Origin of the sequence: Clostridium thermobutyricum DSM 4928 (assembly GCF_002050515.1) — a bacterium.
Lineage (GTDB): Bacteria > Bacillota > Clostridia > Clostridiales > Clostridiaceae > Clostridium > Clostridium thermobutyricum.
The window spans coordinates 176,142-188,128 of record NZ_LTAY01000037.1; the positions used below are offsets into that span (position 1 = coordinate 176,142).

General features: G+C 26.0%; 9 protein-coding genes. 2 read left to right on the top strand and 7 right to left on the bottom strand.

Features of this window, described 5'->3' with window-relative positions:
- Positions 1-42 precede the first annotated feature (42 nt).
- Both CLTHE_RS07910 and CLTHE_RS07915 read right to left on the bottom strand, forming a co-directional pair.
- The gene (locus tag CLTHE_RS07910) at positions 43-951 is read right to left on the bottom strand and encodes a metallophosphoesterase (protein ID WP_080022764.1); all 909 of its coding nucleotides are present in this window, start codon (positions 949-951) and stop codon (positions 43-45) included.
- 104 nt (positions 952-1,055) lie between these two features.
- Entirely contained in the window at positions 1,056-2,291 is a 1,236-nt protein-coding gene (locus CLTHE_RS07915) for a serine hydroxymethyltransferase (protein ID WP_080022765.1), read from the bottom strand.
- Positions 2,292-2,480: 189 nt separating this feature from the next.
- On the opposite strand from CLTHE_RS07915, the gene CLTHE_RS07920 reads away from it, so the two are divergent.
- A complete protein-coding gene (locus CLTHE_RS07920) occupies positions 2,481-3,245 on the top strand; it encodes a threonine/serine exporter family protein (protein ID WP_080022766.1) in 765 nt (254 codons plus the stop codon).
- A complete protein-coding gene (locus CLTHE_RS07925; protein WP_080022767.1) occupies positions 3,246-3,719 on the top strand; it encodes a threonine/serine exporter family protein in 474 nt (157 codons plus the stop codon).
- Between the two features lie 53 nt (positions 3,720-3,772).
- On the opposite strand, the gene CLTHE_RS07930 is transcribed toward CLTHE_RS07925, so the two are convergent.
- The 5 genes from CLTHE_RS07930 to CLTHE_RS07950 form a co-directional block, all read right to left on the bottom strand.
- Positions 3,773-6,775, bottom strand: coding sequence for an efflux RND transporter permease subunit (locus CLTHE_RS07930; RefSeq protein ID WP_080022768.1), 3,003 nt, complete (start codon positions 6,773-6,775; stop codon positions 3,773-3,775).
- On the bottom strand, positions 6,775-8,094 hold the full coding sequence (locus CLTHE_RS07935; protein WP_080022769.1) for an efflux RND transporter periplasmic adaptor subunit: 1,320 nt from the start codon (positions 8,092-8,094) through the stop codon (positions 6,775-6,777). Before CLTHE_RS07935 ends, CLTHE_RS07930 begins: the two co-directional genes overlap by 1 nt.
- Before the next feature lie 163 nt (positions 8,095-8,257).
- Positions 8,258-9,259, bottom strand: a complete 1,002-nt coding sequence (locus CLTHE_RS07940) for a glycosyltransferase (RefSeq protein ID WP_080022770.1) — start codon at positions 9,257-9,259, stop codon at positions 8,258-8,260.
- 126 nt (positions 9,260-9,385) lie between these two features.
- The gene (locus CLTHE_RS07945) at positions 9,386-10,702 is read right to left on the bottom strand and encodes an APC family permease (RefSeq protein ID WP_080022771.1); all 1,317 of its coding nucleotides are present in this window, start codon (positions 10,700-10,702) and stop codon (positions 9,386-9,388) included.
- Positions 10,703-10,834: 132 nt separating this feature from the next.
- Positions 10,835-11,974 (bottom strand): tetratricopeptide repeat protein, encoded by a 1,140-nt coding sequence (locus CLTHE_RS07950; RefSeq protein WP_158082687.1) that lies wholly within the window; start codon positions 11,972-11,974, stop codon positions 10,835-10,837.
- Positions 11,975-11,987: the final 13 nt, after the last annotated feature.

Genomic DNA, 11,987 nt, shown 5'->3' on the forward strand with positions numbered 1-11,987 from the left:
TTTTCCTCCTATAAATATGTTCTTTTAATTTATTATAGTTTTTTAATCTGTATATTTCAAATAATCGCCAATTCTTTCAGGTCCATCTATGATTCCTCTCTTTATATAAAGATTGTTACTTTCATTTACTTCTATACTCCATTTAATAAGTGTAATAAGACCATTATTTATCTCTAAACTAGTTATTATACCTGGATTTACACAACATCCATCATTAAAATAAAGACCTTTTCCTACTTCAGGAAATTTTACATTATGAGTATGTCCACATATAATCATCTTTTTATTTTTATTAGCAAAATCATTTAATTTTTTATCTACTTTACTTCCTTTTTTATAATTTTTAGCAGATGATATTGGCTCTTTAAAACCTGCTACCCCTTCTAAAAATCTCCATAAATATCTTACTAAAAATCTACTAACTAATTCTAATTCATCATTCATAAAATCAAGCTGGTGTCCATGAGTTAAAAAAATTTCTTTTCCATTATGAATATATTTTAAAGATAAGGCTTCTAAAAATTCAATATTATTTATTAAATTTAAGCAGTCTTTTCCAAAATCCTTATCTATCTTTCTAAAAAGTTTTTTTTGTTTTTCTATAAATCTTTTACTATTTTTTTTCTTATCGTGATTACCATAAAGCATATATAATTTATTTTTTGTATTAAATCTATTTAGCATTCTAAAAACTTCTTTATAAATATATCCTATATCTACGAAATTTTTATTTTTCCATAATTCATCTCCATCACCTATTTCTATTAAAGTATAATCTTCTTTATAATAATATCTAAGTGCTGAAAGATATATATTTTTATTTCCTATTAAACTATCACTACTTCCTCCGTCTCCTCTATGCACATCACTCATTAATACAATTTTACTTTCTTTATCTATATTTATTTTTTTACAAGTCTTAGTTAATTTTAAAAGTCTATTAGCGCTCATAACCTCATTCCTATAAATTTTTATAATATAATATATTCTTTTTCTTATTTTAGGAACATTGCTATAAAAAAAGACCAATCAAAAATTGATCAGCCTTTTTAAACTTATTTATACATTGGATGTTTAGAACTTAATTTTTTTACTCTAATCTTTAATTCTTCTAAATCACCATCTTTATTTTCTATTGCATCATTTATTATTGATGCTATTTCTTTCATATCTTCTGTTGTATATCCTTTTGTTGTAACTGCTGCTGTTCCTATTCTAACTCCTGAAGTTACAAAAGGACTTCTTGTTTCATTTGGAACAGTATTTTTATTTAAAGTTATTCCTATTTTATCTAAAAGATTTTCAACTTCTTTTCCTGTAACATTTTTATTAGTTAAGTCAACTAAAATAAGATGATTATCTGTTCCATTTGATACAAGTTTAAAACCTTTTTTAACTAATTCTTCTCCTAGAACTTTACAATTTTCAACTACATTCTTAGCATACTCTTTAAAACTAGGTTCTAAAGCTTCTTTAAAACATACTGCTTTCCCTGCTATTACATGTATTAAAGGACCTCCTTGCATACCTGGGAATATATTTTTATTTAAATCTTTTGCAAATTTTTCTTTACATAAAATAAGTCCACCTCTAGGTCCTCTTAATGTTTTATGTGTTGTAGTTGTTACAAAATCTGCATATGGTATTGGAGATTGATGAATTCCAGCTGCTACTAATCCTGCAATATGTGCCATATCAACCATTAAATAAGCATTTACTTCATCAGCTATTTCTTTAAACTTTTTAAAATCTAAAACTCTTGGATATGCACTAGCCCCTGCTACTATAAGCTTCGGTTTATTTTCTAAAGCTATTTTTCTAACTTCTTCATAATCTATCATTTCAGTTTCTTTATTTACTCCATAAGAAACAAAATTAAATAATTTTCCTGAAAAATTTACTTTTGAACCATGTGTTAAATGACCACCATGACTTAAATCCATTCCTAATACCGTATCTCCTGGATTTAAAACTGTAAAATAAACAGCCATATTAGCTTGTGATCCTGAATGTGGTTGAACATTAGCATGTTCTGCTCCAAATAATTTTTTTGCTCTATCTATAGCTATTTGCTCTATTTTATCTACAACTTCACATCCACCATAATATCTTTTTTCTGGATATCCTTCAGCGTATTTATTAGTTAAATATGACCCCATTGCTTCCATAACTGCTTCACTAGTAAAATTTTCTGAAGCTATAAGCTCTATTCCCTCTTCTTGTCTATCTAATTCTTCTTCTATTAAACTGTAAATTTCTTTATCAGTTTTAATTATTTTTTCAAAATTCATTTTATCACCCCAAAATATACTTTTTTTATAAAATTATAGTTGTTAAAGTTAAATCTTTCAATATATTTTAAAAATTTATATTATTTTTTTTATATTAACTAATTCTTTTTTAAATGAATTTATTTTTCTATGAAAATGTATTTATATGTTGTAATATTAAAAGTGTATGAATTTTGGAGGTATATTATTATGGATATAAATAAATTGCTTAAACTTTCTATTAGAGCTGGAACATTAATGCTTCAAAGTGGAGCTGAAACTTATAGAGTCGAAGAAACTATATGCCGTATATGTAATTCATATGATATAGATTCTGCTGAAAGCTTTGTTACTCCAACAGGAATAATGGTTTCAATTTGTGCAAATAATCAAACATATTCATTAGTTACAAGGATTTCTTCTAGAGGAGTAAATTTGCATAGAATCGAAGAAATTAATGCACTTTCAAGATATATAACAAGTAATTCTCCAGACTTTGATTTTATAGAGAAAGAATTAGAAAAAATTAGCGAGGAAAAAAGATATTCAGATCCAATAACTATTTTCTTTTCAGCTTTAGCCGCTGCTTGTTTTTCTTGGCTATTTGGTGGAAATTGGAATGATTTTGCAGTTACATTTTTTATTGGAGGATTTATAAAAATACTGTCTATTAAATTTTATAAACTTCAAATAAATGATTTTTTCATAAATTTAATTTGTGCTGGTGTATCAGCTTTATTAGCTATAATAGCTATGAACTTAGGTTTTGTAAATGAAATTGATAAAACTATAATAGGTAGTATAATGCTATTAGTTCCCGGTCTTGCAATAACAAATGCTATTAGGGATACAATAGCTGGTGATTTTTTAGCAGGAATTACAAAAGCTTTTGAGGCTGTACTAGTTGCTGTTTCTATAGCTGTTGGAACAGGTATGGTTCTTAGCCTTTGGATTAGGATATTTGGAGGGATTTAGATGGAAAATGTAATAGTTCAAAGTATTTTCGCTTTTATTTCTACAATAGGATTTGGAGTGGTATTTAATATAAAAGGAAGAAATTTATTTTTTGCTTCAATTGCCGGAGGATTAAGTTGGTTTGTATATAAATTTTGTCTTTTATTTGATCCTTCTACATCTTTTGCAATGTTTATATCAGCTGTTTGTTTCAGTACATATTCAGAAATTTTAGCAAGGAAATTAAAAACTCCAGTAACTACTCTAGTTATTTGTGCTCTTATTCCACTTGTTCCTGGTTCTGGTATGTATTATACAATGCACGCAGCCGTAACTGGAGATACATTAAAGGCTTTAGATTTAGCTATTGATACATTATCAAGTGCTGGTTCTTTAGCTCTTGGAATACTTTTTGTATCAACTATAACAAGGCATTATTATTCTAAAAAACATAAAAAATTATTAAAAAAACAAAATATTTCTAATACTAAATAGAAATTAATCAATAAAAAAACTCTACAACTTTTATTGTTGTAGAGTTTTATTTTTTATTTTTTTCTTTTAAATTTTTTAGCTATTTGATCAAATATAGAATATACAACTGGAATTACTATTAAAGTTAGTAAAGTTCCTATTGTAAGTCCACCTATAACTGTCATAGCAAGAGGTAATTGAATTTCATTTCCCTCTCCTATTCCAAGAGCCATTGGAAGTAATCCAATTATTGTAGTTAATGCAGTCATTAATATTGGTTGTAATCTTGTTTTTCCTGAGTTTATAATAGCTTGTCTAGTTTCTATTCCCTTTTCTTTTTCTTTATTTATAAAATCTATTAAAACTATCCCATTATTTACTATTATCCCTGTTAGCATTACAAATCCAATCATAGCTGGAATACTTATTGTTACTCCAGTATAAAATAATACAAATATGGCTCCTATAAATGCTAAAGGAACTGTGAACATAATTATAAATGGATTTATTAAAGACTCAAATTGAGCTGCCATTACCATATAAACTAATAATACAGCTAAAATTAAAGCTAATGCCATTTGAGAAAATGCATCTTTCATCTGCTCTATTTCTCCACCATAAACTATTTCATATCCTTGTGGAATATTATAATCATTTAAACTATTTTTTATTTCCTTTACAGCTTCATTAAGTGGTTTTCCATCTAATCCTGCACTAATTGTAACTTCTCTTAATCCATCAGTTCTATATATTTCTGAAAATCCTTCCCCTCTTTCTATTTTACATATCTGTAGAAGTGGGATTTTACTTCCTGTAATTGAAGTTACTGTTACTTCTTTTAATGATTCTAAGTCAGGATTTTTATTAGAAATTGGTGATATATATACTTCATAATTAGAGTCATCTATTCTTAAATTCATAACTCTTGTATTTTTAAAGTATCCACTTATACTTTGAGATATAGTTAAAGCATTTAATCCATATTTAGCACTCTTTTCTTTATCTATAGAAATTTTTATTTCTTCGGCTTTATCACTATTAGTTGATTTTATATTTTCTATTCCACTTATAGTTTCCATTCTTTTTAAAACTTCATTTGATATTTCTTCTAATACATTAAAATCAGCACCTTTGACACTAATTGAAATTGGTGAACTCTGTGACATTTGAGTTCCTCCTGTGCTAACTTCAACTTTTAATCCTGGGACATCAGATATTACTTTTCTTATATCTCTTGCAATTTCTTTATCACTTTTCTTTCTATTTTTATCTAATAAAATAGACATATTTGCAGTATTATCTTTTCCTTTTAAAGAAACATTTGCTACTCCATCTACTTCTTTTACTTCATTAGCTAATTTTAAGGATTCTTCTTTTAATATGTTATTTAAAGTTCCATTTGGAGTTTCTAATTTTACATTTACTATCCCTTGATCTGATGTTGGGAAAAATTCTATTCCAACACCTGAAAATGCTATCCCTCCTAATATTATAAATAAAATAACTAATCCTATTATATTTTTTCTTTTATCTAAAGAGTATATTAATGCTTTTTCATATAATTTTTTTAATTTTTCTACTGTTTTATTTTCTTTATTTAAAGAATCATTTTTAAGAAGTTTACTTGCTAATACAGGCACTAATGTAAATGATACTATTAAAGAGGATATTAAAGAGAATGTAACTGTTAACGCCATTTCTTTAAATATATCTGCTGCAATTCCTTGAACAAATACAATTGGTAAAAATACGCATATAGATGTTATTGTGGAAGCTATAATAGCCTTTGAAACTTCTTTTGTTCCATATAAAGCAGCTTCACTATTATTATATCCTAGCTTCTTATACCTATATATACTCTCTATAACTACTATCGAGTTATCAACAAGCATTCCAATTCCTAGTGCTATACCTCCTAGAGATATCATATTTAGTGTCAATCCACTAAAGTAAACCATAACGAAAGTCCAAACTATAGAAATTGGAATTGATATTCCCATTATTATTGTAGTTCTTATATCCTTTAGGAAAAGTAATAATACTATTATTGCAAGGATACCACCTATAACTGCATTTTTCTTTACTGCACTTACCATGTACTCAATTATTTCACCTTGGTCAATAATTTTTATTACTTCTAAATCACTATTCTTTTCTTTTAATTCTTCTAATTTTTTATTTATTTTTCTAGATACATCAACTGTATTTGCTGTACTTTCCTTTTGTATAGTTAATATTAATGCATCATTTCCATCTATTTTTGAAAAAGATTCTTCTTTTTTATCTTCATAACTTATATTAGCTATGTCTGATAGTTTTACTACTTCTCCTGAATTTGTTTTTATTCTTATATTTTTTATATCATCTAAATTTTTTATACTATTAGAAGTTCTTACTAATACACCATAATCACCTTCAACAATACTCCCTATAGGAATATTGACATTTTCACTTTTTATAGCTGCTATTAAGCTTTGTATGTTTATTCCGTTTGAAGATAACTTATCATTGTCTACTTCTATTTTTATTCCTTTTTTCACATTTCCTGATATATCTACTGAAGCTACTCCTTCTACACTTTCAATAGAATTTTTCAAAACTTCATCAGCAAAATTTCCTATTTTATCGTTTCTATCTCCTTTAAAGCTTACACCTAAATTCATTATTGGCATCATAGAAGGATCCATTTGCATTATCATAGGCTGAATAATCTCTTTAGGTAATGCTTCTTTTATCATATCAACTTTTTCTCTTAATTCCAAAGAAGCAAAATTCATATCTGTTCCATCTGCAAATTGAATTATTATTGTTGACATTCCTTCTCTTGATATTGATTTTACATTTTCTACATTTGATACTGTACTTATTACATTTTCTAAAGGCTTTGTAACTTCTCCTTCTACATCAGTTGGTCCAGCTCCAATATATTGAGTATTAACGAGTATTATAGGCACATCCATAGTAGGTAACATATCTAAATTTAATCTTGAATATGAAACTATCCCAAATATAAGTAATGCTACTATTCCCATAAATACTGTGATTGGTCTTTTAATGCTAAATTCAGAAATTTTCATTATTTTTCCCCCTCCACAATATTTACTTTTTGTCCTTCTTTTACATATTCTTTTCCTTTTTCTATAACTAAATCATCTGTGGAAAGTCCTTCTTTTATTCTTATTTTATGAGTTCCTTCTTCTCCAGTTTTTACTTCTTTTTTATTAACTATATTATCTTTTACTACATAAACAAAAGTTTTATCTCCTTCTCTAATAATACAGTTTTTACTTATCATATCATTTGATACATTTGAATTATTCTGTAAAAAGAAGCTTACATAATCATTTATTTTATAATTACCATTATTTTTTATCTCTAAATATACATTATATTGTCCTGTTCTAAGATCACTTTTTTTATCAATCTTTTTTACAATTCCAATATCTTTATACTTTCCTTTATCTCCTTCTATTTGAACCTCTATCTTGTCCCCAACTTTAAAATTAGATAGATATTCTTCATCAACTCCAAACTTCATTTCTAAAACATTTTCATTAGAAATAGTAACTGCTGGAAGCATTTTATTTTCTATTTTTTCATTTAAAAAAGCATTTAAATTAGTTATTTTTCCATCTATTCCGGCTTTAATTGTATAACTTTCTTTTAGCTTTTCCATTTGCTCATAAACTTTATTATTTCCATTACCTTCTAAAGCTCCTAAATCTATTTTATCTATTCCTTCTACAGATTTTTTAAGAGCTAATATTTCTACTTCTTTTGTTTTAATTTCTGCTGAAACTTTTAAAAGTTCAGATTTCTTTTTTATATTTTCTTTATTTTTTTCTTCTTTTAACTTCTCATATTCTTCTATTGAAATTTCATCTTTTTTCTCTTCTAAATTATTTAAACTATTTTCTAATTCTTTTATTTCAGATTCTAATTTTTCCTTAGATTCTTTTAATTTTTTTAATTCATCTTCATTAGTTTTAAGATTATCCTTTAATCCATCTAATTTTTTTAAACTTTCTTTTCCTTTATTTAAGGCTTCTGAATAATTAGATTTAACTTTTTCTAAGTTTTTATCTATATCCGAAGAATCAAATTTTAATATTATGTCACCTTTTTTTACATAGTCACCTTCCTTAACGCCTACATAAACTACTTTTGAATCTAATATAGACATTACTTTTTGTTCTTCTCCATAAGAAAGTTTTCCTGAATATTTTATTTTATCCCCATAAGATGATTGTCCAATTTTTTGTACTAATACTGCTGTCTCTCTATTAGTTTCTACTTCTCTTGTATTCTTTTCATTTACTCTATTTATATAAGTCCATGTAAAGCTACCAATCAAACCAATAGAAATAAGTATTCCCAATATCTTTTTCTTCCCCATAACGTTTACCTCTTATTCATCTTTTATTTACCTTTTGTTCATTATTAGTATACCACTTTTTTCAAATTTATTGAATTTAAAAATATATTTTTTAAAAATTTATGATAAATTTGTATTAATTTGAAAAAGTCTTAAGAATTTAATATTCTTAAGACTTATTTTTTTAAAATTTAACAACAGCTGATATTTCTTTTATATTGTCATAAAAGCTTTTAATATCAATAACTCGTTCAAATTCACTTGATGGATATTTTATATTTTTCTCTAATTCCATATATTTTTCTAAACTTTCATTTGCAATTTTAAAATTACCTAATTGAACTTCACAAAGACATTTTAAAAAATATAGATCTTTAAAATCTTCATATTCTTTTATGCTTTTATCTAAAAATTCTATTTCCATATCAAATAAACCTAGCTTATGCATAGCTTTAGCTTTATTCAAAATAAGACTAGCTTTAAATAACTTATTAGAATCATATATTTCAAATGCTTTATCATAATTTTCTAAGGCAAGTTCAAAATCAAACATTCTACCATATTCATTTCCTATATCAAAATAGTATTTACAGTCTTTTTCTTCATCTCCCATTAAAGAAAATACTTTTAAATTTCTTCTAAGTTTTTCTTTTACGTCAACTATATTTTTATCACTACCATAATGTTGTATTTCTAAGTCAGTATATTTAATTTTATCTATTCCGAAATTTTCTATTACAGATTTTTCTATACTTTCATGTATTCTTCCTTCAAATTTTATCCTTTCATCTTTTTTAAATAATCTTATTATATTATTTTCATTCCTTTTTACGGAATCTAGATAACTACAAACTCTCATTGATATACAAACTTCATCTTTAACTTCTTCTAACACTTTATAAATATCATATTTATTTTGTATTTTTTCATCACAATCTAAAAATAATATCCAATCTCCTGTAGCTTTTTCAATTCCTTTATTTCTTATATCTGAAAAATCATAATAAAAATCTTCATTATAAATTTTAGCTCCAAGTTCTTTAGCTATTTCTATTGTTTTATCTTTTGAACCAGTATCAATTAATATTATTTCATCTACAACTTCTCTTACACTCTCTATTGCATTCCTAATTAAACTTTCTTCATTTTTGCTTATTATACATAAAGATAATTTTTTTCTCCCCATTTTCTCCTCCAAAACTAAAAATTTAATGTTATCTATAATTATGCAAACTTATTTTATATTAGAATAGTTTTAATTAATTTTATTACGTAAACAAAAAAGTCTATCCTAAATGGATAGACTTCTTAACTACACTTTATTTTTATGATAATTATAAATATAAAATGGAACTCCTAATAATAAAAGTATGAATCCCCACATTACTGTTTCTGCCCCTGAACCATATATTGTCCAAATGGAATATACAAAAGCTAAAAGAGGAACTATAGCTCTCTTTATAAATATTTTTAAATTAAATTCTTCTCCTACTTTAAACATAAGCATTATTTCAGCAGCTGCTGTTAAAAGATATATAGGTAAAAATGAAAGTGTTGCAAGTATTGTTATAAAAGTAAATGCGTCTACCATACTTTGCTGATAATTCATTATAAGAAGTATATTAACTAATACAGATCCAATTATTAATGAATTTGCTGGTGTTTTGTATTTAGGATGTAATTTTCCAAAAAACTTTGGAAATACTCCATCTTCTCCTGCCGCATAAGCAACACGTGCAGTTGAAAGAAGCCATCCAATAGTTGTCCCTAAAATACAAATAACAACTGCGAATGTTATTGGCTTTCCTACTGAACTTCCTAAAATTTTTGAAAGAATATCTGTAAGCGGTGCTTGACTTTGGCTTAACTCACTATTTGGCATTGCTCCCATAGAAGCTAAGCTTATTAATATATAAATTACAGATGCAATAAGTATTCCATATATTGTACTTTTTCTTACATTCTTTTTAGGATTTTTTATTTCTCCTGCTGTAACTGTTGCACTTTCCATCCCAACAAATGCCCATAAAGTTGAAGTAGCTGCTAGTGGAATTGTGCTAAATCCTTTTCCTTCTGGTATTAATGGTAAAAGATTTCCTGAATCAAAATTTAAAAAAGCTATAACTATGAATACAAGGAAAAATAAAATTTTAAAAACTGTTGCAAAACTTTGTAATTTTCCTGCTTTTTCAACTCCAACTATATTTATTATTGTAAAAATCCAAAGTATAGCACTTGTATATATTATTGATACAAGAGGATTATTTAAAACTGGAATAACAGCTGCACTATAACTTGCTAGCGTTACAATTATTGCTGCATTTCCTATCCAAGAACCATTCCAATAAAGCCATGCACTTAGAAATCCAGTAAATTCTCCAAATGCTGTTTTAGTATATTGGTATGCTCCTCCTGTTTCAGGATATCTAGTACCTAAGTTTGCAAATGATAAGGCTATTAATATAGAACCTCCTGCTGTTATTATCCAAGCTATTATTGTAGATAATGGTCCTGAAACACTAGCAAGAGTTGCTGGCAACATAAATACTCCTGAACCTATCATATTACCACATACAAGCATGGTAGCCATAAAAAGACTTATTTCTTTTTTTAAATTTCTGTCCTCCATCTAATCCTCCTATGTTTTTATTCTTTTTCTCACAAATGTAATTGTATCAAATTCGTGACTTTTGTCAATTTTTGTTCATAAATTTTAATAAAAAAAAGAAGTAAAAATTTAAAATTTCTACTTCTTTCCATACTAATCTCTTTCTTTGTTAAATAAACTTTTCATAGGTTTAATTATTTTTACTTTTGTTAAAGCCTTTATATATCCATTTTCAGCAGCACGTTTATATAATTCTAATGCTCTTTCTTCATCTCTTCCAACAAAGTTGCCTTTTTCAAATAATTGAGCTAGTTTATACTGTGCTTCTCTATTTTCTTTTTCTGAAGCAATACTATACCATTCAATACATTTTATATCTTCTTCTTCATATAAAATGTCTCCTATTTCAAGAGCTAATTCTCCAGCTTTAACTCTTCCTTCTTCATTACCATCAGTTTCAGATTTATTATACCAATCAAAAGCTTCCTCTTCATCTCTTTCTACCCATTCCCCAATATTATATATTTCTCCAAGCATAAATGAAGCTTCTGGGTCATTTTGAGTAGCTAAATCAATATATATATTTATAAGTTTATTTATACTTTCTTCTACACCTTTTTCAGCTGCTATCATGTAGTATTCCATATATTTTTCTTTATTTTCTTCAACAAAGTCACCATTAAAGAATATATCTCCTAGATAATGATAATAAATATACTCTCCTTCATTACCTTTATTTTCATATATTTGGATTAGTTTTTCTATAGCTTCTTCATATCTTCCAAAACTTGCTCTTTTATAATATTCAATTGCTAAATCTATATCTTTATAAAATTCATTTTCATAATATATATTTCCTAATATATAACTTGCCTTTATACTTCCTAAATCAGAAGCTTCTCCTAAATAATCCATAGATATAATAAGATCTTCATGATTATTATATCTATCTAAATAATATTCTCCTTCTTTTAATAATCCATTTATATCTCTTTTATCTATTTCTTTTGGTTCTTTCCTATCTAAATTCTGTTTTTCTAAAGAAAGCTCTTCTGATGGTTTATTTATAATATTATTGTAATTTTCTTTTTTTAATTCTTTAATGCTATCTAATTTCTCTAAAATTAAATCTAATTTTTTATTTTCCAAACTGTTTTCCCTTAATTTATTCTTTAATTCTGCATTTTCATCTATTAAATATTGTATTTTACTTTCTAAAAAATTTATTTTATTGCTTATATTTTTTAATATATCTTCTTTTTTCTCTATAATTTCTTTTTCTAACCCCTCCATGCTTTTACCTCCC

Bases quoted from the DNA above. Each gene is read 5' to 3' on its own strand.
- CLTHE_RS07910 (WP_080022764.1), bottom strand. From the start codon at position 951: ATGAGCGCTAATAGACTTTTAAAATTAACTAAGACTTGTAAAAAAATA.
- CLTHE_RS07915 (WP_080022765.1), bottom strand. From the start codon at position 2,291: ATGAATTTTGAAAAAATAATTAAAACTGATAAAGAAATTTACAGTTTA.
- CLTHE_RS07920 (WP_080022766.1), top strand. From the start codon at position 2,481: ATGGATATAAATAAATTGCTTAAACTTTCTATTAGAGCTGGAACATTA.
- CLTHE_RS07925 (WP_080022767.1), top strand. From the start codon at position 3,246: ATGGAAAATGTAATAGTTCAAAGTATTTTCGCTTTTATTTCTACAATA.
- CLTHE_RS07930 (WP_080022768.1), bottom strand. From the start codon at position 6,775: ATGAAAATTTCTGAATTTAGCATTAAAAGACCAATCACAGTATTTATG.
- CLTHE_RS07935 (WP_080022769.1), bottom strand. From the start codon at position 8,094: ATGGGGAAGAAAAAGATATTGGGAATACTTATTTCTATTGGTTTGATT.
- CLTHE_RS07940 (WP_080022770.1), bottom strand. From the start codon at position 9,259: ATGGGGAGAAAAAAATTATCTTTATGTATAATAAGCAAAAATGAAGAA.
- CLTHE_RS07945 (WP_080022771.1), bottom strand. From the start codon at position 10,702: ATGGAGGACAGAAATTTAAAAAAAGAAATAAGTCTTTTTATGGCTACC.
- CLTHE_RS07950 (WP_158082687.1), bottom strand. From the start codon at position 11,974: ATGGAGGGGTTAGAAAAAGAAATTATAGAGAAAAAAGAAGATATATTA.